This is a genomic window from Maricaulis alexandrii (assembly GCF_005871165.1).
GTDB lineage: Bacteria > Pseudomonadota > Alphaproteobacteria > Caulobacterales > Maricaulaceae > Maricaulis > Maricaulis alexandrii.
Genome location: NZ_SWKP01000007.1, coordinates 312,947 through 335,204, shown reverse-complemented (window position 1 = coordinate 335,204; position 22,258 = coordinate 312,947). Strand labels below are relative to the sequence as shown.

General features: G+C 64.3%; 19 protein-coding genes. 12 read left to right on the top strand and 7 right to left on the bottom strand.

Going from position 1 to position 22,258, the window contains the following annotated elements; genetic code table 11:
• The 9 genes from FCS99_RS10700 (at nt 1) to FCS99_RS10655 (ending at nt 8,944) form a co-directional block, all read left to right on the top strand.
• The gene (locus FCS99_RS10700) at nt 1–435 is read left to right on the top strand and encodes an ExbD/TolR family protein (RefSeq protein ID WP_138512350.1); all 435 of its coding nucleotides are present in this window, start codon (nt 1–3) and stop codon (nt 433–435) included.
• A 12-nt stretch (nt 436–447) separates the two neighbouring features.
• The gene (locus FCS99_RS16130; RefSeq protein WP_171036337.1) at nt 448–1,293 is read left to right on the top strand and encodes a hypothetical protein; all 846 of its coding nucleotides are present in this window, start codon (nt 448–450) and stop codon (nt 1,291–1,293) included.
• A gap of 23 nt (nt 1,294–1,316) precedes the next feature.
• Nucleotides 1,317–2,672 (top strand): Tol-Pal system beta propeller repeat protein TolB, encoded by a 1,356-nt coding sequence (gene tolB, locus FCS99_RS10685; RefSeq protein WP_233352757.1) that lies wholly within the window; start codon nt 1,317–1,319, stop codon nt 2,670–2,672.
• A 132-nt stretch (nt 2,673–2,804) separates the two neighbouring features.
• Nucleotides 2,805–3,332, top strand: coding sequence for a peptidoglycan-associated lipoprotein Pal (pal, locus tag FCS99_RS10680; RefSeq protein WP_138512344.1), 528 nt, complete (start codon nt 2,805–2,807; stop codon nt 3,330–3,332).
• 110 nt (nt 3,333–3,442) lie between these two features.
• A complete protein-coding gene (ybgF, locus tag FCS99_RS10675) occupies nt 3,443–4,321 on the top strand; it encodes a tol-pal system protein YbgF (RefSeq protein WP_171036336.1) in 879 nt (292 codons plus the stop codon).
• Nucleotide 4,322: 1 nt separating this feature from the next.
• The gene (gene tilS, locus FCS99_RS10670; RefSeq protein WP_171036335.1) at nt 4,323–5,672 is read left to right on the top strand and encodes a tRNA lysidine(34) synthetase TilS; all 1,350 of its coding nucleotides are present in this window, start codon (nt 4,323–4,325) and stop codon (nt 5,670–5,672) included.
• Between the two features lie 74 nt (nt 5,673–5,746).
• Entirely contained in the window at nt 5,747–7,651 is a 1,905-nt protein-coding gene (gene ftsH, locus FCS99_RS10665; protein WP_138512338.1) for an ATP-dependent zinc metalloprotease FtsH, read from the top strand.
• Between the two features lie 124 nt (nt 7,652–7,775).
• Nucleotides 7,776–8,606, top strand: a complete 831-nt coding sequence (gene folP / locus FCS99_RS10660; RefSeq protein WP_138512336.1) for a dihydropteroate synthase — start codon at nt 7,776–7,778, stop codon at nt 8,604–8,606.
• A complete protein-coding gene (locus FCS99_RS10655; RefSeq protein WP_138512334.1) occupies nt 8,606–8,944 on the top strand; it encodes a DMT family transporter in 339 nt (112 codons plus the stop codon). Before folP ends, FCS99_RS10655 begins: the two co-directional genes overlap by 1 nt.
• Before the next feature lie 150 nt (nt 8,945–9,094).
• Here FCS99_RS10655 and FCS99_RS10650 read toward each other — a convergent pair whose 3' ends face one another.
• The 6 genes from FCS99_RS10650 to FCS99_RS10625 all read right to left on the bottom strand — a co-directional run bounded on the left by FCS99_RS10650 (nt 9,095) and on the right by FCS99_RS10625 (nt 16,070).
• Complete coding sequence (locus tag FCS99_RS10650) at nt 9,095–10,315, bottom strand: M24 family metallopeptidase (protein ID WP_138512332.1); 1,221 nt, start codon at nt 10,313–10,315, stop codon at nt 9,095–9,097.
• A 72-nt stretch (nt 10,316–10,387) separates the two neighbouring features.
• On the bottom strand, nt 10,388–11,236 hold the full coding sequence (locus FCS99_RS10645; RefSeq protein WP_171036334.1) for a cupin domain-containing protein: 849 nt from the start codon (nt 11,234–11,236) through the stop codon (nt 10,388–10,390).
• A gap of 148 nt (nt 11,237–11,384) precedes the next feature.
• Entirely contained in the window at nt 11,385–12,023 is a 639-nt protein-coding gene (locus FCS99_RS10640) for a TetR/AcrR family transcriptional regulator (protein ID WP_138512328.1), read from the bottom strand.
• Between the two features lie 59 nt (nt 12,024–12,082).
• A complete protein-coding gene (locus FCS99_RS10635) occupies nt 12,083–13,765 on the bottom strand; it encodes a hypothetical protein (protein ID WP_138512326.1) in 1,683 nt (560 codons plus the stop codon).
• Nucleotides 13,766–13,851: 86 nt separating this feature from the next.
• The gene (locus tag FCS99_RS10630) at nt 13,852–14,991 is read right to left on the bottom strand and encodes a redoxin domain-containing protein (RefSeq protein WP_138512324.1); all 1,140 of its coding nucleotides are present in this window, start codon (nt 14,989–14,991) and stop codon (nt 13,852–13,854) included.
• Nucleotides 14,992–15,062: 71 nt separating this feature from the next.
• On the bottom strand, nt 15,063–16,070 hold the full coding sequence (locus FCS99_RS10625) for an RluA family pseudouridine synthase (protein WP_138512322.1): 1,008 nt from the start codon (nt 16,068–16,070) through the stop codon (nt 15,063–15,065).
• Nucleotides 16,071–16,231: 161 nt separating this feature from the next.
• Between FCS99_RS10625 and FCS99_RS10620 the strand changes: the two genes are divergently transcribed.
• The 3 genes from FCS99_RS10620 (at nt 16,232) to FCS99_RS10610 (ending at nt 21,651) form a co-directional block, all read left to right on the top strand.
• Nucleotides 16,232–18,592 (top strand): TonB-dependent receptor, encoded by a 2,361-nt coding sequence (locus FCS99_RS10620; RefSeq protein ID WP_138512320.1) that lies wholly within the window; start codon nt 16,232–16,234, stop codon nt 18,590–18,592.
• A 141-nt stretch (nt 18,593–18,733) separates the two neighbouring features.
• A complete protein-coding gene (locus tag FCS99_RS10615; RefSeq protein ID WP_138512318.1) occupies nt 18,734–20,437 on the top strand; it encodes an alkaline phosphatase D family protein in 1,704 nt (567 codons plus the stop codon).
• A 161-nt stretch (nt 20,438–20,598) separates the two neighbouring features.
• Complete coding sequence (locus tag FCS99_RS10610; RefSeq protein WP_138512316.1) at nt 20,599–21,651, top strand: NAD(P)-dependent alcohol dehydrogenase; 1,053 nt, start codon at nt 20,599–20,601, stop codon at nt 21,649–21,651.
• 76 nt (nt 21,652–21,727) lie between these two features.
• Here FCS99_RS10610 and FCS99_RS10605 read toward each other — a convergent pair whose 3' ends face one another.
• Nucleotides 21,728–22,105 (bottom strand): DUF4168 domain-containing protein, encoded by a 378-nt coding sequence (locus tag FCS99_RS10605; protein ID WP_171036333.1) that lies wholly within the window; start codon nt 22,103–22,105, stop codon nt 21,728–21,730.
• Nucleotides 22,106–22,258: the final 153 nt, after the last annotated feature.

The following is a 22,258-nucleotide window of genomic DNA, read 5'->3' as shown; positions in this document are numbered from 1 at the left end:
ATGGCTGTGTCTCTCGATAGCGGCAGGTCCGGACGCGGCCGCGCCCGCTGGAAGCCCAAGGCGGAGATCAATGTCACGCCCTTCGTCGACGTGATGCTGGTCCTGCTGATCGTCTTCATGATCACGGCGCCCCTGCTGACGGTGGGCGTGCCGGTTGATCTGCCCGACACCGAGGCCCGCAATCTGCCGGCCGACGAGGAACCGCTCACCATCACGATCACGACGGATGGTCTCATCTATCTGCAGGAAACCGAGGTCGGACTGGCCGAACTGGCGCCGCGCCTGACCGCGATTGCCGGCACGGGCTATGAGTCCCGGATTTTCATTCGCGCTGATGATGGTGCGGCCTATGGCGATGTCGCGCGGGTGATGGCGAACATCAATGCCGCCGGTTTTACCAATCTGGGCCTGGTGACCGATCCGATCGAGCAATAGCGAGGCCGGATTGTGCGTGCGCTCCTTGTCTCTCTCCTGATCCACGCCGGGATCATCGCCGTTGGGCTGATCTATCTGCCTAAGGCGTCCCAGGTCGTGGAGAACACACCGATCGTGCCGGTGCAGCTGGTCGCGTTGTCGGAACGCACCAATGTGCGTGCCGCCGCGCCGGAACCGGAGCCCGAACCGGAAGAGCTGCCGGAGGAGACGATCGAGGACGCGATTGAGGACCCGGTGTCCGCTCCGGAGCCGGAACCGGTCGCGCCGGAGCCCGAACCGGAACTCATCGATCCCGACCCGGTGACGCCTGAGCCGGAACCCGAGCCCGACCCGGTCGAGGAAGAGCCCGAACCGGAACCCGAGCCGGAGCCTGAACCTGAACCGCAGACGCCGGTCACCCCGCAACGCGAACCGGACCGTCCGGCCGAGCCTTCACTGGAGGACATGCTGGGCAATATCGAGCGTCAGGTCGCCGAGAGCCGCCGTGACAACGGAACGCCGGACACCGGCGACACCCGTCGTTCGGCAGGTGAGGCCACGGCCATGACCGCCACGCTCCAGGACATGATTTCCAGCCATTTGTCGCGCTGCTGGCGCAATTCGCTGGACGCGCCGGAGCCGGATGAGTTGGCTGTCAGGCTCATCCTGAACCTCAGCCGCGATGGCGAATTGTCAGGGCCGCCGCGTATCGTGGATCAGGCCCGGGTGCTCAACTCGCCCAATCCCTATTTGCGGATTGCCGGGGAACGGGCAATGCGCGCGGCCGTTGAATGTGCGCCTTATCCGCTGCCGCCCGAGGCCTATTCCCAGTGGCGTCAAATTGAGGTCAATTTTTCGCCGGAACTTTATAATCGCTGATGTTTGCTGCTGGAGTTTTCCGCATGAACCGTTTTCTTGCCGCCCTTGCGGCCCTGATTGCCGGACTGGCCGTCACAGCCATGGCCCAGGCCCAGGAACCGCTTCGCGTCGATGTGACCCGCGGCAATCTCGATCCGCTGCCGGTTGCCCTGCCGGATTTCGTCGGCAGCAGCGAGGAAGCGATGTCGCGCGGCACGGACATCACGCGCGTCGTCACCAATGATCTGGCCTCGTCCGGCCTGTTCGCCCCGATCGATCAGGACGCCTATATCGAGGACATCGAGAATATCGATCTGCGTCCGCGCTTTTCCGACTGGCGTGTGATCGGCTCTTCGGCGCTGCTGGTCGGCAGTGTCCACATCCAGGATGATGGCCGTCTCGTCGTCGCCTTCCGGCTCTGGGATACCCGGCTGGAAGAACAATTGCTCGGCCTGCAATACCGCACCGCGCCGGAGAACTGGCGCCGGGTGGCCCACCGCGTCGCCGACGAGGTCTATCAGCGCCTGACCGGTGAGAGCGGCTATTTCAACACCCGGATCGTCTATGTCGCGGAAGGCCGCGGCATTGAAGGCGAGCCGCTGCGCCAGCTGGCCATCATGGACCAGGACGGGGCGAACCCCTCCTTCCTGACGGACCGGTCCTACATGGCGCTGCTGCCGAACTATTCGCCCAATTCCCAGGAGATCACCTATGTCTCCTTCCTCGACGGGCAGGCGACGACCTATCTCTACGATCTCGAAACCGGCCGGCAGGAAGCCCTGTTCACCCAGGCCATGCGCGAGGCCGGGCTCGATCCGGACGGGCAGAGCCTGTCGGCGCGCTTCACGCCGGATGGCAGCCAGCTCGCCGTGTCGATCGAGACCCGGTCGGGCCATGACATCCACCTGTTCGACCTGCGCACGCGGGCCCTGCAGCGCCTGACGCAGCATCCGGCTGATGATGTGGAACCCTCTTTCTCGCCCGATGGTGAACGCATTGTGTTCTCCTCCTCGCGCGGGGGCGGATCGCAGCTCTACACGATGAATCGTGATGGCACGGATGTGCAGCGCATCACCTTCGGGGAAGGCCTCTATACGACCCCGGTCTGGTCGCCTCGCGGTGATTTGATTGCCTTTACCAAACAAAGCGGTGGCCAGTTCTCGCTCGGTGTGGTGCGGGCGGACGGCTCGGGCATTGAGCGCATTCTCTACGAAGGCTTTTTCGTGGATACGCCGGCCTGGTCGCCGAATGGACGGGTCTTGCTGTTCACGCGCGGGGAACCGCGGGCGGATGGTACGCGTTACGAAATCTGGAGCGTTGACCTTGCCGGGTTCAATCTAAGGCGGTTGGCCACCGGCGGAATGGCGTCGGATCCGGCGTGGTCGCCCTTGATTGAGTAACGGATTTCTGCGTAACGTTTCGCAGGAATGCGGCACCACTGGGGGGGTCGTTTATTCAGTTGCGTCACGCGAGTCGTGATTGGGAGTAGGCCAGCAGCCGTCACGGCTGCGGCTGGATGAGGGTGTAACATTATGAAAATTAAACTGTTTGCTGTTGCGGTGCTCGGCGCTTTTGCCACCGCGTGTGCCTCCACGCCGCCTGACGACAATTCTGACATGCCGATTGAACCGCCGGTCACCGATAATGGTGGCGGCGCTGTCGTCGACACCACGCCGACCGGTCCGGCCGAAGGCTCCGCGGAGCACTTCACGCAGACCGCTGGCGACCGTGTCTTCTACGGCCTGGACCGCCACGACCTAACGCCGGAAGCCCGCACCACGCTGCGCCGCCAGGCCGCTTGGCTGGCCAGCTATCCGGGCGCGCGCATCCTCATCGCCGGCAATTGTGATGAACGCGGCACGCGGGAGTACAACCTTGCCCTCGGCGCCCGTCGCGCCAATGCGGCCCGGGATTACCTGATCAGCCAAGGTGTGGATGCCTCGCGCATTTCCACGACCTCCTACGGCAAGGAAAACCCGACCTGCACGCAGTCCAATGAGCAGTGCTGGGCGATCAATCGTAACGCCACCACGACGCTCGTCGGCGGCTACACGAACTAGGCTTTCATGCCGGTTTGACAGACAACGCCCGTGGCCGCATGGCTGCGGGCGTTTTCATATTTCCTCAGACGCCGTATTTTCGCCGTCCTGTTCTGCCATTTGCGTGTCCCATGATGAAAATCCTGTCCCTTCCCGTCCTGCTGGCCGCCCTTGTGCTGACCAGCCCCGCCCAGTCCCAGTCCCGGCGTGAGCTCTCCGAGCGGATCGATGCGACGGAAGTGCGTATCGGTGAGCTGGAAGACCAGTTCATGGCCGGCGACCCGGTTGCTGAAACCCTGATGCGCCGTCTCGACGAGATGGAATACCAGCTGCGTGAACTGACCAGCGAGAGCGAGCGTCTCGCTTTCGAGAACCGTCAGCTGCGCCAGCAGATCGAGGAACTCCAGGCCCGTCCGGTCGCCGAGGCCCCGGTCGAGGACCCGGCCCTGATGGATGATGAAGCCGTGGCCTGGATGCAGGAAGGCCTGGACCCGCAGAGCGGTGAAAGCGTCGCGGTGGTGGATCCCGATGACCCCTATGGCGAAGCCCGCGCGGCCGCCACGGGTGTGCTGGGCGCACCGTCGGGCATTGCGGACGGCATGCCGCTGCCGGAAGCGGAAGCCCGCGACCCCGCCGAACTGTTTTCCGAAGCCCATGGCCAGCTCCTCGACGGTGATTTCGATGGCGCCCAGTCGGGTTTTGAGACCTTCGTGAACGACAACCCCGATCACGCCATGGCCGGTGAGGCCTGGTACTGGCTGGGCGAGACCTTCTTTGTCCGGTCCGATTTCGCGGAAGCGGCGGACGCCTATATCGCTGCCTTGCGCGCTCAGCCCAATGGCGAGAAGGCGCCGGACAGCCTGGTGCGTCTGGCCGCGTCGCTGAACGGGATGGGCCGCCAGGCCGATGCCTGTGCCACGCTGGGCCGGTTTGCCGGACAATTCCCGAACGCCTCCGCGGCGTCGCGGGCCCGGGCCCGCCGCGAGTCGGTCCGCGCCGGCTGCGAATAGGGTGACGGCCACGCCCGAGACGCGTGTCCATTCCTGGCTTGACCGGCATGTCATGGACACCGGTCCGGTCGCCTTGGCCTGTTCCGGCGGCAGCGACAGCACAGCCCTGCTTTTGATGGCGGCGTCCTGGGCGAAGGCCCGCGGGCGCCGTCTTCACATTCTCACCCTCGATCATGGCCTTCGCCCGGAAGCGCATTCGGAAGCAAAGAGCGTCGCCGCCCGTGCTCGCGATCTGGGTCTGTCCTGTGACATCCTCGCCTGGACCGGTGACAAGCCGGAAACGGGCTTGCAGGCCGCCGCCCGTGCGGCGCGCCACAGACTTTTCGCAACGGCCTGCCGCCGCCGGGGTATCCGGGAATTGTTGCTCGGCCACACGCTGGATGATCAGGCGGAAACCGTCTGGATGCGTCTGGAGGCCGGCGGCAATTGGCGCAGCTGTACCGGCATGGTCCCGGTCGGCCCGTCTCCGCTCTGGCCGCAAGGACGGGATCTGCGCCTGTTGCGCCCCCTGCTGGACCACCGCCGGGCGGAGCTGAGGGCCTGGCTGACGGCACAGGGGGAAAGCTGGATTGATGATCCGTCCAACGCGGACGAGGCCTATACCCGCATCCGGATCCGCCGGCATCTGGAAACGCTGGAAGCCGGCGGGTTTCGCCCGGAGCGACTGGCGCGGCTGGCAGAAGACCTGCGCGCCGTTCAGGACGAGGAGGACCGGTGCGCCGCGGCTCAGGCGCGGCGCTGTGTCCGGTTCGCGCCCTGGGGCGGTGTCCGTCTGGACCGGCGGTGTTTCCGGGCTGCGCCGGAAGCCGTGCGGTTGCGGCTCTGGGATGCCTTGGCCTTGGCGGTGTCCGGCCAGTCCGGCCTGCCCGACCGCAAGGCGCTGATGCAACTGGACCGGGCACTGTCCTCCGGCGTCCGGACCACTGCCGCTGGCGTTCTGCTCGATGGCGGGGACAAGGCCTGGCTGGTTCGCGATCCGGGGGCGGTGCTGGGCCGGGTGGACAGACACGCGTCGAACCGGCTCACCGGTGAGGGCGATGACCCGGTCTGGGACGGACGTTTCAGCCTGCGCGATGTGTCAGCACCGGTCATGGCCGGGGTTCTGGGCCGCGGCTATGACGGGCTGGCGGACCGGTCCATCCTGGGCAGCGTGCCCGCCGCGGCCCGTCCGGGCCTGCTGGCCCTGCGCCGGGACGGAGAGGTGATCGCCCTGCCGGGCCTGGGTGGGGACAGCCGGGAAGGGGGGATAGCGCAGCCGCTATTCCTGCACAGATTTTGCACACGCCTGCTACCGGCAGAGCCGCCAGTGTGGTTTGATACTTCGGAAAGCCTGCAGCCGGTTTTGCAGTAGGCCCTACTGGCATTGGCGTGTCACAATGCCCATATCCGGTGGACACTGTCCGCCCCTTGTACGGAATAAAGCGCATGCAAATGAGAAATCTCGCAATCTGGGCTCTGGTCCTGGTCCTGCTGCTGGCCCTGTTCCAGCTGCTCCAGAATTCGTCGCAGGCTCCGGCCGCGTCCAGCGAGGTGACCTATTCGCAATTCCTCTCCCGCGTTGAGCGCAACGAGATATCCAATGTCGTGATCCAGGGCGATCGCGTGCAGGCGCAGACCACGACCGGCCAGACCCTGGTCGTCAATCTGCCGCCGCAGGACACGGAAACCCTGCCCATCCTGCGCGAAGCGGACGTGGATATCCGGGTCGAGGAAGAGTCGGGCGAGAACAACATTTTCGTCTCCATGCTGCTGAACTGGTTCCCCTTCCTGCTGCTGATCGGGGTGTGGATCTTCTTCATGCGCCAGATGCAGGGCGGTGGCCGCGGCGGCGCGATGGGCTTCGGCAAGTCCAAGGCGCGCCTGCTCACCGAGCATCAGGGCCGCAAGACCTTTGACGATGTCGCCGGCGTGGATGAAGCCAAGGAAGAACTCCAGGAGGTCGTCGACTTCCTGAAGGACCCGTCCAAATTCCAACGCCTCGGTGGCAAGATCCCGAAAGGCGCACTGCTGGTCGGCCCGCCGGGCACCGGTAAGACCCTGCTGGCGCGCGCTGTGGCCGGTGAGGCCAATGTGCCCTTCTTCTCGATTTCCGGTTCGGACTTCGTGGAAATGTTCGTCGGTGTCGGCGCCTCGCGCGTCCGCGACATGTTCGAACAGGCCAAGAAGAACGCACCCTGCATCATCTTCATCGACGAAATCGATGCCGTCGGCCGTTCGCGCGGCGCCGGTATCGGTGGCGGCAATGATGAACGCGAACAGACCCTCAACCAGCTCCTGGTCGAGATGGACGGGTTCGAGTCCAATGAAGGCATCATCATCCTGGCGGCGACCAACCGCCCGGACGTGCTGGACCCGGCCCTGCGCCGTCCGGGCCGTTTCGACCGCGAGATCGATGTCGGCAATCCGGACATCACCGGCCGCGAAAAGATCATCAAGGTCCATATGCGCGACGTGCCGCTGGCCTCCGATGTGGATGCCAAGGTGATTGCGCGCGGCACGCCCGGCTTCTCGGGGGCCGACCTGGCCAATCTGGTCAATGAAGCGGCGCTTCTGGCCGCCCGCCGCAACAAGCGCCTGGTCTCCATGCAGGAGTTCGAGGACGCCAAGGACAAGGTCATGATGGGGCCGGAGCGGCGCTCCATGGTCCTCACCGAGGACCAGAAGGAAAAGACTGCCTATCACGAAGCCGGTCACGCCATCGTCGGCCTGAACATGCCGCTGTGCGATCCGGTCTACAAGGCGACCATCATTCCGCGCGGTCGCGCCCTGGGCATGGTGATGAGCCTGCCCGAGATGGACCGTTTGAACTGGCACCGGGACGAGTGCGAGCAGAAGCTGGCCATGACCATGGCCGGCAAGGCCGCTGAAGTCATCAAGTATGGCGAGGACCATGTCTCGAACGGTCCTTCCGGTGACATCCAGCAGGCCAGCCAGCTGGCCCGCGCCATGGTGCTGCGCTGGGGCATGTCCGACAAGGTCGGCAATGTCGACTATGCGGAGACCCATGAGGGCTATAACGGCCAGACCTTTGGCGGGTCCGTGTCGGCGGCGACCAAGGAACTCATCGAGAGCGAAGTCCGCCGCTTCATCGAGGACGCCTACTCGACGGCCCGCCGTGTGCTGGACGAGAAGAAGGATGACTGGGAACGCCTGGCCCAGGGCCTGCTCGAATTCGAGACCCTGACCGGCGACGAGATCACCGACCTGCTCAATGGCAAGCCGCCGACCCGTCCGGAAGAGGACGACACGCCGCCGGCCACGCCGCCCTCCAGTGCCGTGCCGACCACGGATGAAGAACCGGACGGCGATCCGGAACCGCAGGGCGCCTAGAGCCTGACAGACATGAAGAGGGCGCGGCCATGACGGTCGCGCCCTTTTCCTTGGGAGCGGCCGTCGCCGGAAACTGGACCGCTTCCTGCTTGCCAAGGCCCGCCAGCGGGACTAGCTAGCTGTCATGCCGAAGATCCAGTTGCGCCGAAAGAATTCCATCCCCTTCGTCATGGGCGTGCTCAATGTCACGCCCGACAGTTTCTCCGACGGGGGGAAATGGATCGACCAGGAAGCCGCGGTCAAGCGCGCCCTGGAAATGCTGAAGAATGGCGCGGATGTCATCGATATCGGCGGCGAGTCCACCCGGCCCGGGGCCGACCCGGTCCCGGAAGCCGAAGAGCTCCGCCGCGTGGTGCCGGTGATCAAGGCCCTGCGTGAGGAAACCGCCGCCAAGATTTCCATCGACACGTTCAAGCCCGCCGTGGCCCGTGCCGCCGTCGAGGCCGGGGCCGATATCTGGAATGATGTCATGGCGCTGCGCTATGAGGGCGCCGTGGAGACCGCTGCCGAGCTCGGCGTGCCGGTCATCCTCATGCACATGTCGGGCTCGCCCCAGAACATGCAGAAGAATCCGCAATACGAGGACGTGGTCTCCGAGGTTTGCGATTTTCTCACCGAGCGCGCCGACATCGCCATGGCCAAGGGCGTTCCGGCCGATTGCATTTGGCTGGATCCGGGCATCGGCTTCGGCAAGTCGCTCGATCACAATCTGGCGCTCATGCATGATCTCGATGAGGTGATCGGCCTGGGCTATCCGGTCCTGTTCGGCGCCTCGCGCAAACGCTTCATTGCCGCTCTTGATGACGGGGCTGACGAGACGGAACGTCTCGGGGGCTCGCTGGCCGCCGCCCTGCGCGCAGCCCAGGCAGGCGTCGCCATGGTCCGTGTGCACGATGTGCGCATGACGGTGCAGGCGCTCAAGGTCCAGGCCGCGATCCGCAAGGGCAAGTCCTGATGCCGGCGCTGCTGGGCCCCTGGACCCTGCTGGTGATTGGCGGTGTGCTGGAAATGGCCTGGGCGATCGGCTTCAAATATGTCGGACGCGACAGTGCGCTCTGGCTCAAGGCGGCCGTCGCGTTGGCCTTGGCCGGATCGATGACGGCGCTCTTCCTCGCCATGCGCCAATTGCCGGCCGGCACCGCCTATGCGGTCTGGACCGGGATCGGGGCGATCGGCGTCGCCACGATCGGCATTTTCGTCTTCAAGGAACCGGCGACCGTAGCGCGCGTGTGTTTCCTCGCACTCATCCTGATCGGGATCATCGGGCTGAAGGCGACGAGTTCGGGGCACTGACTTTCTTCCCCATTTCATGGGGAAGTGGGCCGATGCGCAGCAGCGGGTCGAAGGGGCGGCGCGCCAGCGCCAATACCCACCTTCGCTTCGCTGCGGTGGCCCCTCCGTCTGTCCTGATGGCCAGACACCTCCCCACGAAGTGGGGAGGAATCAGCCGAACGGATCCTCGATGGATTTCGACGGTTCGGTGAACCAGCGCGGTCCGTCCTCGCTCATGTAGAAATGGTCTTCCAGACGGATGCCGAACTGGCCCGGAACGCAGATCATCGGCTCGTTGGAAAAGCACATGCCGACATCCAGCGGGGTCATGTCGCTGGCGACCAGATAGGGCGCTTCGTGAATGTCGAGGCCGACGCCATGACCGGTCCGGTGCGGAATGCCGGGCAGGGCATAGTCCGGTCCGAAGCCCAGTGCCTCGCCCTTTTTCCGCGCCGCCGTATCCACCGCACCGCACAGCGTGCCCAGTTGCGCCGCCTCGAAAGCGGCGAGCTGACAGGCTTTCTCTGCTTCCCAGACCCGGCGCTGATCATCGGTCGGCGTGCCGAAGACGTAGGAGCGCGTGATGTCGGACTGGTAGCCCTGATTGGAGCAGCCCGTATCGATCAGCACCATGTCGCCTTCTTCCAGCGTCTTGGGCTGGGCGACGCCGTGCGGGAAGGCCGTGTCCGGTCCGAACAGGACGATGCAGAAGCCCGAGCCCCGCGGCGCACCGATGGCCTTGTGCGCCTCGTTGATGAAGGCGGTGACTTCCTGGGTGGAGATGCCGGGGCGCAGGATGCGGGCGGCGGCCTTGTGGACTTCCAGCGTTGCCGTCTTGGCCGCCTGCAGGAGGGCGATTTCGGCCGGTGATTTGCGGGCCCGTCCGTGCAGGATCACGTCGCCGCCATCCACGGTCAGCGCACCGGGACGCGCCCGGCTCAGCCCGGTGACACGGAAGAGCGGTGTGGTCGGGTCCAGGGCGAGGGCGCTGTCCGGTCCGATCAGGGTCGCGATCAACTCATACGGATCTTCATGCTCTTCCCAGACGGCCAGCTCCCCGGCCAGTCCCATATAGGCGCGGATCGTGCCGGTCTCGAAGGCCGGGCCGACATAGACCGGATCACCCTGGGCCGGGATCAGCGCGCCGACCAGGCGCTCCGAATTGGGCCAGTAGGTACCGGTGTAATAGGTCAGATTGCTGGAGGCATCGAGATAGATGACGTCATAGCCGGCCTGTTGCATCCGCCCCTGAAGGCTGGCGATCCGCTCGCGGTATTCGGCATCGCTGATCGGCTCGCTTCCGGCCAGCATATCGGTGAGTTTGCCCAGTTCGGCCTCGGCAGTTGATCCACCGACACCACGGGTTCCGATCATCAGGTCTGTATCCGGCATGGCGGCCTCGCTTTGCATCTGCCTCTTGCATGACGCGATGCGGGGCCGCCGTCCAGTCCTGCAGGTCGCCGCTCAGGCCCCCTCACCAAACATGAAGAGCAGGAATTCGGCCGGCTCATCAAACGGGTTGAGGAATTCATGGCTCATCCCGGCCGGGATGAAGAGGATGTCGCCGTCGCCCACTTCATGATCCACGCCGTCCAGCCGGGCAATGGCCCGTTCGCCAGTGAAGATGATGAGGGTCGGAAAGGGATTGGTGCGGGATCGCTCATCTGCGTTCACGTGCTGACCCGGCATGATATAGCCGAAGCCGGACCGGAAGCCGGGCTGGTAGTAAATCAGGCCGGCATTGCCGCCATGCACTTCGCGTGTCTCATGTTCCCGCCAATGAATGATTTCCGGCGTGCCGCGGGTGAAGAAGTGGAAGGTGAAGGCCAGGATGGCCGGGTCGAAGTCCGCGCCGTCCATCAGGTCGATATCCATCGGGGCGTAGTCCGTGGAGAAGGCCTTGCCCATGGCGGTCAGGGCCGCCATCTCGCCGCGGTCAATCTGGGCCAGCGTTTGTCCTTCCGCCGGGTAGAAGAAGCTGGGCGTTGCCGGCTCGCCGGGGCGGATCGCATAGCGTGTCGCCTCCCGGTCCAGTTCGACCGTCCACCAGTCACCATCGACGACGACACCGAAGGTCCAGTCGCGGGTGAAGGTCGGGTCGTTCATGTAGTCGGCGGCGAAGCGGTCGAGAATGGCACCGGCCTCTGCGGGTGGCAGGTCCGGGGTTTGGGCCAGGCCGGCTGCGCCGATCAGCGCGGTGCCGGCCAGCGCCAGGAGGCCGGTCCTCAGCGCCGAGCCTGTCCGGTCCAGTTGTTCAATCAGGCGGCGTGGCGCTGCCCGGCGATGGGTCGTGGTCTTGTTTGCGTCAGTCATGGGAGTTCTCCCCCTTTTCATTAAAATGCGCGATCCCTTCGCTAATAACTATCCAGTTAGATAGTTGTGTATCACGTCGCTTGTCCCCGTTTCCGCACCCGGCGGATTGCTGGATAGCCATTCTGCAAATCCCGGTTCTGGCGCGGGGTCAGGTTTCGATCCCGCCAAGGACAAGACGGCGCAAATGCTGCGCGAAGGATGCAGACTTGATCTCCAGGTCTGCCATTCCCTGATGCCTTGTGATCTGCGTTCGGATGCGGTCGGTCAGCGAAAAAAAGATCGCGGCCCCGACAATCGACAGGTGGAGCATGTGCACATCCACCTCCCGGAAGCGCCCGGCAGCATGCCCGGCCTCGTAGAATTTGCGTGTTGTTTCCAGGAAGTTGCGTAACTTCTCGGCGGGCCCCTCGCGGGTCATGATGTCGCCGTCCAGATAGTCCCGCAGTAACATGCGCGGGAAGGCCGGCCGGGCAATGATCGCATTGGCGAAGACCTCGATGAAGTCGCCCATCGTGTCGACCGGCTCACCATCGCCTTCCAGAGCCTTCTCGAACTGGTCCAGGACATCATCAATGATGTGTTCCACGATCGCCGTGTAGAGCCCGTCCTTGTCTTTGAAATAATAGCGGATCATCGCCTTGTTGACGCCCGCCGTCTCGGCAATGGCATCCAGCGTCGTGGCGGCAAACCCCTTGGCCGAAAACAGGTTTTCCCCCGCCTCCATCAGGCGTTGCTGCGTCTCTTCCGCATTGCGGCGACGCGGGGCAGGGCGGGCCGGAACCGTCATGCTTCAGACCTATCCCCCTCCACGGGTGAAGCCCAGCCGGTTTTTCAGGGCGCGGACCATCAGCGCGGGTCGGCGACCCAGTCGCGGTGCCCGCAACTCACGCTCGGCGGGGCGGCCGCTGGCAGGGGCGTGTCGGGCAGGGCGTAGACCAGCCGGGCCAGCGCTGTGGCCTGTTCCAGGTGTTGCGCGGCCGTGGTGCCGTACCGGTTTGCCGGAGGCGCTGTTCGCAATCTGCGCACACTGCGCTCCAGGATATGGGCCTCCAGCCCGCCCAGGCCTTCCGCTCGGAGGCCTTCGGCGAGCCGGATGCGCATTTCATCGGTGTCGGCGTAGAGACCATTTGTCACCAGATCCGCGCTGCCGACCAATAATTCGACCATGTCATGTTGCGAGTGAGCCAGGGCGAGGACATGACAGGCCAGGGCGCGCCCCATCAGATTTCGCTGCCGGATCGACGGCATGAACACAGTGCGAAATTGCAGGCGCCACATATCGTCCAGCGGGCGCCTGTGGCGGGTCGACAAAACCCGGTCAAAGGGAATTCGGGACAGGCCGGGCAGCATGGCCAGATTGGCGGCTTCCGCCACAGCGCCACACTCCATCAGGGCCAGCAAGGCCCAGTCGAAGGGGCGGCCCATATAGTCGGGCCAGTTGGAGTGACCATTATGGTCCTGCCGTGTCACAAACCGCTCGCCGCGTTCCAAATCCGAACGGGCGACGTCGTCGAACGCCTCCAGCACCATGAGATTGGCAGCCCGGCTGGCCGCAAAACAATCGCCCGTCTCCGCCTCGAACCAGGCCTGTGTGCGCCAGTCCGGATCGCTGGAATGGTTGAGATGGTGGATGCGCAGACGCTGGGTCCAGTAGCGGGCGGCGTCCGCCTCCCCCATCGCCAGGGCGATCGGGATGTCCGCCGACAGAGTTCCATCTGCCGCGTCCGGCGGCAGAGGCTCGCGCCGCGAATGGCGGAACTCGGCTGTTCGGGCGTCGGCCAGGCGCGTCAGGAAATCCTGATGCGTTTCCGTCAGCGCCTGGATGTCCTCATCGACCTCATCCGGCCCATTGCGATACAGCCAGTCCCACAGCAGGGCGGCGCGCTGATCCGCTGTCAGTTCGGGCAGGCGGCCGCTCTCCTGATCAAGCGTGATGAGCGTTTCCAGAACCGCAGCCGCGCGTTCATACGCCCCGATGGCGATCCAGCCTTCGGCCAGATTGGCCAGGTGCTGGTCCATGAGACCCGGATCATTGCCGGGACCGCCGATATAGTCTGCCGCCCGTTCCAGCATGAAGACGGCTTCGTCCTGCAGCCCGTTTTCCGCAAGCCGGACGGCACCCTCCTGACCGCGCAGCCAGGTGAGACTGTCGGCCCGCGTGTCCAGATCGCTGACATCAAAAAAGCGCTCGATCCAGACGCGCCGGTCTTCAGCGGCAATGAGCGGCAGGAATTCCGGCAGGAAATGATAGCCGAATATCCCGCCGACCTGTCCGTTCACGTCGCGACCGGCGTCCAGAACCGGCTGGATGTCCTGCATGGCAAGGGCCGCGGCTTCCTCCAGCAACTCCGCGGCTGTCGGCAGGGGCGGAGCATCGCCCATCGCGTCGATGTCGGACAGGAGGTCCGCCTGAGCGCTTTCGGCCATGACGCGCAGGGTGTTATCGATCGGGTCGTCACTGATCGGCACGGGCGGCTGCGCCAGCGCCGCCTGCCCGGCCGCCAGCAGGCTGACCAGCACAGCCTTCACGCTCCATCTCCGCATCTCGATCCCTCAGCTTCTGTCTTTGAGGTCAAAGACTTGCCTGATCGGCGGGGGAAGGCAAGCAGCCGCCCCTAGCGGCGTTGCGGCTGGGCGGCAGCGTCGTTGAAGAAATGGCTGATCAGGTTGTAGCGCACGCCCGCCGTGGTTTCCTCGATCTCGTGGAGCAGGGAGGAGGAGAAGACGAAGGCCGTGCCCGGTTCGCCGCGATAGCCGCGGTCGGAGAATTCCCGGAAGACCAGGCCGCCGCCTTCATAATCATCATTGAGGGCAACGGAGAGGGCGAAGCGGCGGTATTGCGTGGCCGGATTGGTGTTGTCGCGATGGCCGATTTCAATGCCCTGGCGCGGACCGGAATAGCGGGCGATGTGCAGCGTCTCGCGGCGCGTCACCTGGAAGGCAAAGGCCTTGGCGATCTGGGGCAGGACCCGGTCATTGATCCGCTTGTCCAGGCGGGCCAGCAGGGCCTTGTCCTGGATGACATGATCAATCCGGTCCTGGCGATTATAGTCGGAGACCGGGAATTTGTAGTCGCCGCTCTCACCGGGACCGGGCTTGGCCACACGGAAACCGTCCGATGTGTTGAAATGCTCGATCAGGGTGGCGCAATCCTCCGCCTCGAAGGCCTTGGGAATGATCAGGATGGGCGCGTGGCCCGGAATCCAGCCGGCGCCCGTTTGGGCAGTCTGGCCGGAAGTCAGGTCTTGAAGGGCGTCCATGATGTCCTCGAGCGGGGTGCGGGGTTGGTCGGAAATGGAGTGGATCTGGCCGTGCGCCGTGATCAGGAAGGAGCGGGCGCAGGTCTCGCCATGCAGGTCCTGGCCGCGCACCAGCCCGTAGCGGGCAAAGAGGGCGCCATTGCAATCGCCCAGAATGGGCGCATGCAGGCCGCGTTCGCGCGACAGGGCGCGCTGGCGCGGTCCGTCCGTGTGCGAGGTCACGATTACAAGATGGGCGCCGGATTGCTCGATCCGTGGCTCCATCTGCGCCAAGGCGGTGAAAGCCTCCGAGACATCCGGACGGTCGAGGTCCCCGAGAAAGACCAGCAGGATTGGGCGGCCGGCGAAGGCGTCGTCAAACAGGCGGATCCGGTGACCCAGCGGGGTCAGGGCGTCGAAATCGGGGGCGTAATCCCCGACATCAAGCTGATTGCGGAAGGCGGCCAGAAAGGGCGCACTCCGGTTGATGACACTGATCTGTGAGTGGGCGGACACGCGAAACTCGTTTTCTGCAAGACCTGATCAAGGACCAGACTTGCTGCAACGCAGCAGATCGCAAGCGAGGATCAGAGAAGTTCGAGAAACTTCTCCAGCCTTGCCATATCCTTGGGCAGGTCTGTCTCGAAGCGGAGCATCTCGCCGGATACCGGATGCTCGAAGCCGAGAATGGCCGCGTGCAGGGCCTGTCGGCGGAAGTCCTTCAACTCGCGGCCATTGTCCGCGGTCGCCAGCAGATTGCCACGCCGCTGGCCATAGACCGGATCGCCCAGGAGCGGGCAGCCGATATGGGCCATGTGGACGCGGATCTGGTGGGTGCGCCCGGTCTCAAGCCGGCATTCCACCTTGGCGGCCAGACCGGTTCCCACAGCCTTGCCCTCGGCCTGGCCGTAGCGGGCCAGGGTCGCGTAATTCGTGATCGCGTGCTTGCCGGCTTCGCTGTGCGGGTCCCGGGGCACGGTGAATTTCTTGCGGTCCTGGGTGGAGCGGACAATCCGGGTCTCGATGCGACCGGCCTTGGGAGACGGGGCATTGCGGGTGAAGGCGATATAGGCGCGCTCCACCGTGTGGGCGGCGAACTGGGCCGTCAGCCCCTGATGCGCCCGGTCGGACTTGGCGACCACCATTACGCCGGATGTGTCCTTGTCGAGCCGGTGGACGATACCCGGCCGTTCCACCCCGCCAATACCGGACAGGCTGCCCGCGCAATGGTGCAGCAGGCCATGCACCAGCGTGCCGGTCCAATTGCCTGCCGCCGGATGGACCGCCAGACCGGCCGGCTTCTGCAGCACGATCAGGTCGTCATCCTCATGCAGAACATCCAGATCCATCGGCTCCGGCGTCGGCTCGGCGGCGCGCGGGGCGGGGACGGTGAGCGTGTAGGTCTGGTCTGCCGCGATCTTCGCGGACGGGTCCGTGAACACGGTGCCATCCAGGCTCAACTGGCCGTCTTCGATCAGGGCCTTGAGGCGGGAGCGTGACAGCTCGGCGATCTCACCGGCCAGCCAGCGGTCGAGGCGTTCGCCGGCCTGGTCCGGGCCGACCGTCAGGTCACGGATGTCGTGTGTGTCACTCATGGCGGGGATATCCGCCAAGCGATGCAGGAATGCAACGCCTGCCGTGATGCTGCAGTGCATCAATATTCTGTCATGAACTTGTCGGTAAAGCGTCATGCGAAGCGCTTAGATGCGCATGTCAGATCGCAGCCATGGGGCTGCCAGTGTTGGGGAGTTTTCCGATGACCTTGAAATCACGCCTTCTTTCTGCCGCCGCCCTGATCGGGCTTGCCAGTGTTTGCGGCGCAGCAAATGCGCAGCAATCCGGTGAGGAGGCCAGCGTCGACGTGATCACGGTCACGACCCAGTTCCGCGAACAATCCGTCGCTGATGTGCCGATCAATCTGTCGGCCTTCGATGAAGCCCTGCTGGACGATCTCGATGTCGCCGACTTCGAGGATCTCGCCGCTTTCACGCCGGGCCTGGTCGTGCAGGAGCAGAGCCCGAACAATACCGGTTACTCGATCCGCGGCATCACAACGGACAGTGGCGAGGCGACTTCGGAGACCCGGGTGGCCGTGTTCCAGGACGGTGTCTCCATCACCCGTTCGCGCGGCTCCTATATCGAATTGTTCGACATTGAGCGCATCGAGGTGGCCAAGGGGCCGCAGCCGACCCTGTTCGGCCGGGGCGCGCTGATCGGCGGCATCAACATCATCCAGAACAAGGCCGAGGATGCGTTCTCCGCCTCGGCGGAAATCGGCTTCGGCAATGAAGGTCAGCGCGAAGGACGCGGTCATGTGAACCTGCGCCTCGCCGACGGCTACGGTCTGCGCCTGGCCGGTGTGACGCGCGAGCGTGACGGCTATATCGACAACACGCTGGGCGGCGATCTGCAGGGGCGCGACACCCAGGCCGTCCGCCTCGTCCTGTCCGGCACGCCGACCGCGGATTTCTCCTTCGACGTGATCGCCAATTATCAGCAGGACAACCCGCCGGGCACGTCCTTCAAATCCGGCACCATCCCCGCCATCAACGGCGACACCAACCCCTTCACCGCCGCCTCGCTGAGCACGTTTGGTGGGTTCGAGGGCGGCGCGCCGCTCGGCCTGGACCGCGAAGTGCGCGGCCTGACCGTGCTGGCCGACTACGCGATCAATGATGCTTGGACGCTGAGCTCGATCACGGGCTGGCGCGACTTCACCTCGGTCGAGATTTTCGATCCGGACGGTTCCTTCCTGCCCTTCCTGACGATCGGCGAAGACGCTACTGGCGAGCAGTTCAGCCAGGAATTCCGCCTCTCCTACGACAATGGCGGCGCCTGGACCGGCTCCATCGGGGCCCTCTATTTCGACGAGGAAGGCGAACAGCGCATTCCGCTGGGGATCAATGAGGCCGTGGCCCAAGCCGTGCTGGCCGACTCGCTGGCGGCCGGCTTCGGCGCGACCGTGCCGCAGCTGGAAGGCCTCCTGGCCCTGGCCGGTTTCCCGGGTGTCGATCTGGACAACCCGCTCAATCCTTTCCCGTACTCGGTGTCGGCCCTGCTGACCCAGTCGCAGCTGGTTCCGCTGCGGGATATCTACTTGGAAGAGGGCTCCAATTCCGGCGAGCAGACCGCCTGGGACGTGTTTGCCGATGCCTCCTTCGCGGTGACGGATCGCCTGACGCTGACGGCCGGCCTGCGCTACACGGCGGAGGACAAGACCTCGTCGGGCTATGGCCGCAATATTGCCGGTCCGAACCTGATCACTTTCGCGCCGACCCTGGTCACGCCCTACACGCCGAATGGTGAAACGATCAGCCAGTCCGGCGAGTTTGACGACTTCACCTGGCGTTTTGCCGCCAGCTATGCGGTCTCCGATACGCTGAACACCTGGATCAGCTATGCCCGTGGTCGCCGCCCGGACATCATCTCCGTGGATACGACCTCACCGACCCTGTTTTCTTCGGCGCCGGCGGAAATCGTCGACTCGGTCGAGGCCGGGGCCTTCTGGACCTTCGCCTATGGCACGCTGTCCGGCTCGGTCTTCTATTCGGAGTATGAGAACTTCCAGACCACGCGGTTCGATCCGAACACGATCTCCTACGTGACCGACAATGCCGGCAATGCCACCCAGTACGGGCTGGAAATGCAGGGCCAGTTCGATCTGGGCGAGCGTGCCCAGCTCTATGTCAGCTACGCCTATAACTCCGCGACGTTTGACGACACGGATTCCAATGGCAATGCGCTCCTGTTGGCGGGCAATACCTTCCGCTACGCGCCGGAGCATTCGGTCTCCTTCGGTCTCAACCTGGATGTCGCCAGCGGCGACTGGGGCTCGATCTCCGTCCTGCCGACCTATAGCTGGCAGTCGGACATCTATTTCGACAATGACAATGACCGGTTTGGCGGCATCCTGGCCCAGGACGCCTATGGCCTGTTCAATGCGCGTATCCGTTTCGAGACGGCGGATGAAAACGTCCATGTCGAGCTGTTCGGCTCCAACCTGTTCGACGAGGACTACCTCATCGATGCCGGCAATACGGGCGGCTCCTTCGGCATGCCGACCTTCATTGCGGGTTCGCCGCGCCTTTACGGTGTGCGGGCCGGCGTCGACTTCTGATATCCGCCTCAAGCGGATGCCATCGCGCGCCGGGTTCGGGGGAGCCCGGCGCGCGTTCATTTCGATGACCTTGAAATACCGTCGTGAACTCGTCGCGGTTTCGGGCTAGGGATATCCCCCAAACGAGTTCGGGGAGTTCTCATGACGAAATTGTCGCTGACGCGCCGCACGGCCCTGATCGGGGCTGCGGGCACAGGCCTGGTGCTGACCGCCTGTTCGGAAACGCCGGACAGCTTTGTTCCGGGGAGCGAGGGGGCCTTTCGTCACGGTGTGGCATCCGGCGATCCCGACACGAATTCCGTCGTGCTCTGGACGGCGTTGACCCAGGATGGCGGCGGCTTCCGTGGTGTTGAAGTGGCGCGTGATGCCGACTTCACCGATATCGTCTTCGCGGAAGGCGGCGAGATCACCTACATCCAGCCCCAACCGCTGGGCACGCTCAAGGTCCTCGCCACCGGGCTGGAACCGGGCCAGACCTATTTCTACCGCTTCCGTCTCAATGACACCTATTCGCCGGTCGGTGTGACCCGCACCCTGCCATTGGGCGCGATCGACCAGTACCGGATCGGGATCTATTCCTGTTCCAACTTTCCGGCCGGGCATTTCAATGCCTATCGCGAAGGTGCCGTGAATGGTGAGCTGGATCTGGTCATCCATCTCGGCGACTACCTCTACGAATACCCGATGGGTTCCTATGCGACCGGCAATGCCGAAGCGCTCAATCGCGTGCCGGATCCGCTGCACGAGATCGTCAGCTATTCCGACTATGTGACCCGTCACGCCCAGTACAAGACCGATCCGGACCTGCAGGCCCTGCACGCGGCGGCACCCTGGATCATGAGCTGGGATGACCACGAGACCGCCAATAACGCCTACATGGACGGCGCGGAAAACCACAATCCCGACCAAGGCGAGGGGCCCTGGACCGAGCGCCGGGATGCGGCCCTGCGCGCCTGGTATGACTGGACGCCGAGCCGGGAGCCGGAAGACCTGCGGGATCGCTACGGGGTCTACGAAATCGGTAATCTGGCGACGATCTGCCTGATCGAGAGCCGGTTGAGCGCACGGGACCAGGAAGTCTCGCTCGACAGCTTCCCGGTTGCCTCCGATGCGGATGCCGAGGACCCCGCCGTTCTCGAGGCCGTGGCGGCCTGGAAACGCGATGTCGTGGGCGACCCGGGTCGTGAACTGATCGGTGGGGAGCAGATTGCCGGGATTGCCGGGGCCTGTGCGGACAGTGTGGCGGCGGGCAAGCCGTGGCGGATCCTGGCCAACCAGGTGATCATGTCCCGCGTCAACTTCCCGGATTTCTCGACGGAAATGCCCGGCTGGCTGCGCTGGTATGCGACGCGCAACAGCGAGTTCGCGCGCAATTTCATCATGCGCACGCGCTTCGAAATCCCCTTCAATCTGGACATGTGGGACGGCTATCCGGCCGAGCGCGAACGCCTGTTCGGTGCGCTGCGCGAAGCGGGGGCGGATGTCATCACCATCACCGGCGATGTCCACTCCTTCTGGGCCAATGATCTCATGGCGTCGGACGGTTACCGGATCGGCACGGAATTCGTCGGCACGTCCGTGACCTCGCCGTCGCCCTTCTCGGGCTTCAAGGCGCCGGGTGTGGACTATGGCCGCATGATGGTCGAGGCGAATGCGGATGTGCGTCACTGCAACATGGTCGATCACGGCTATGTCCGGCTCACCCTGACGCCGGAAACGGCGGAGGCGGAATACATCACTGTCTCCACCATTCTGCAGCGGGATTACGAACCCGGCCTGGACAGCCATTGGCGTCTGACCCGGCGCAGCCTGTCCGTGGCACCCGAGGTCGAGCGTCTCGCCTGATCCATGATTGATGAGGCGGACTCATCAGTGTTTTGAACAGGCGGGGGCTAAATCCTCGCCTTTGAATGCCCTATATAACGCTGGGACTGACAGGCTTGGCCTGCCGCGACGGCGGATCGCGGATCATCCGCCCACGACACTCAAAAGGACGGACCTGCACCATGAAAACAATCGGTTATGCAGCCCAGAGCGCCGACACCCCGCTCGAACCCTTCCATTTCGAACGCCGCGAACTGCGCGCCAATGATGTCGCGATCGATATCGAGTATTGCGGGGTCTGCCACTCGGATCTCCACACCGCCCGTTCGGACTGGAAGGGCACGGTTTATCCGAATGTGCCCGGCCACGAGATTGTCGGCCGCGTCTCGGCCGTCGGCCAGGGCGTCGAGAGCTTCAAGGTTGGTGACAAGGTCGCCGTCGGCTGCATGGTGGACAGTTGCCAGCATTGCGACCAGTGCCATGGTGGCGAGGAGCAGTATTGCCGCAACGGCATGACCGGCACCTATAATTCGCCGGACCGCATCAATGGTGACATCACCTATGGCGGCTATTCCAAGCACATCGTCGTGCGCGAGGAATTCGTCCTGTCCATGCCGGACAATCTGGACATGGCCAAGGCGGCTCCGCTCCTGTGTGCCGGCATCACCACCTATTCGCCGCTGCGCACCTGGAATGTCGGCCCGGGCTCCCGCGTCGGTGTTGTCGGCATGGGCGGGCTCGGCCATATGGCCATCAAGCTGGCCGTCGGCTTGGGCGCGCATGTCACCGTGATTTCGCGCACCGCCGACAAGGAAAAGGATGCGATTGAGCTGGGGGCTGATGCCTTCCTGATCTCCGGTGACCGGGCTGCGATGAAGGAGGCCGCCGCCTCGCTCGACCTGATCATCGACACCGTGCCGGTCAAGCACGACATCAATCCCTATGTGCCGCTGCTGGACGTTGATGGCACGATCTGTCTCGTGGGCCAGGTGGGGCCGATGGGGGAATTCATGTCGCCGCCGCTGCTCATGGGCCGCCGCCGTATCGCCGCGTCCCTGATCGGCGGGATCGCGGAAACCCAGGAAATGCTCGATTTCTGTGGCCGGATGAACATCCTGCCCGAGTGCGAGATGATCCGCATGGACGAGATCAATGAGGCGTTCGAGCGGATGGAGAAGTCCGATGTCCGCTACCGCTTCGTGATCGACATGAATTCGCTGGACATGCCGGCCTGACCCGGCCCCACCGACGACAAAAGAAAAGCCCCGGACGATGGTCCGGGGCTTTTTTGTATCGGAGCGTTGGGCTGTATTATTGGGCGCCTTGGCTCGCCATGGCAGCGTTGCGGATGCGATTGGCCACACTTTCATTGCTGCGGGCGGCATTCGCGATCGCATTGTATTCGACCACGGTCAGACCGGTGTCGGTGACAATCTCAGTCAGCTGGGCCTGGGCACCCTGCTGGATGGACTGGCGTTCCGCATCGGTCTCGGCCGCTTCGAATTCCGACTGCAATTCCTGGGTCAGGGCATTGATGCCGCGGGCGGCTTCGACAAAGTCCGCGACCTGTTCATCGGTCAGCTCGAAGGTTTGCGGCGCGGCATCGGCGGGAGCGGTGTCCTGGGCAAAGGCCGGCGCGGCGGCGACCGAGAGGCTGGCAGCAAGGGCGGCAGAAAGGATTGTACGCATGTTACTCACACCTTCGTTCGTCAATGTAGGGAGGATAAGTGGAGCACCAGTCATGGCGCTATCCCCCACGCGTAACACGCATGTATTCAGAGTCCACCGGGGGAGCTGAGGTCTGGATAATGAGATTTTTTATCGGCGTTTGCCGCGCGAAAG

Coding starts and splice junctions, on each gene's coding strand:
- FCS99_RS10605 (WP_171036333.1), bottom strand. CDS start 22,105: ATGCGTACAATCCTTTCTGCCGCCCTTGCTGCCAGCCTCTCGGTCGCC.
- FCS99_RS10615 (WP_138512318.1), top strand. CDS start 18,734: ATGACGAAATTGTCGCTGACGCGCCGCACGGCCCTGATCGGGGCTGCG.
- ftsH (WP_138512338.1), top strand. CDS start 5,747: ATGCAAATGAGAAATCTCGCAATCTGGGCTCTGGTCCTGGTCCTGCTG.
- FCS99_RS10650 (WP_138512332.1), bottom strand. CDS start 10,315: ATGCCGGATACAGACCTGATGATCGGAACCCGTGGTGTCGGTGGATCA.
- ybgF (WP_171036336.1), top strand. CDS start 3,443: ATGATGAAAATCCTGTCCCTTCCCGTCCTGCTGGCCGCCCTTGTGCTG.
- FCS99_RS10655 (WP_138512334.1), top strand. CDS start 8,606: ATGCCGGCGCTGCTGGGCCCCTGGACCCTGCTGGTGATTGGCGGTGTG.
- FCS99_RS10610 (WP_138512316.1), top strand. CDS start 20,599: ATGAAAACAATCGGTTATGCAGCCCAGAGCGCCGACACCCCGCTCGAA.
- FCS99_RS10640 (WP_138512328.1), bottom strand. CDS start 12,023: ATGACGGTTCCGGCCCGCCCTGCCCCGCGTCGCCGCAATGCGGAAGAG.
- pal (WP_138512344.1), top strand. CDS start 2,805: ATGAAAATTAAACTGTTTGCTGTTGCGGTGCTCGGCGCTTTTGCCACC.
- folP (WP_138512336.1), top strand. CDS start 7,776: ATGCCGAAGATCCAGTTGCGCCGAAAGAATTCCATCCCCTTCGTCATG.
- FCS99_RS10625 (WP_138512322.1), bottom strand. CDS start 16,070: ATGAGTGACACACACGACATCCGTGACCTGACGGTCGGCCCGGACCAG.
- FCS99_RS10620 (WP_138512320.1), top strand. CDS start 16,232: ATGACCTTGAAATCACGCCTTCTTTCTGCCGCCGCCCTGATCGGGCTT.
- tolB (WP_233352757.1), top strand. CDS start 1,317: ATGAACCGTTTTCTTGCCGCCCTTGCGGCCCTGATTGCCGGACTGGCC.
- FCS99_RS10700 (WP_138512350.1), top strand. CDS start 1: ATGGCTGTGTCTCTCGATAGCGGCAGGTCCGGACGCGGCCGCGCCCGC.
- FCS99_RS10645 (WP_171036334.1), bottom strand. CDS start 11,236: ATGACTGACGCAAACAAGACCACGACCCATCGCCGGGCAGCGCCACGC.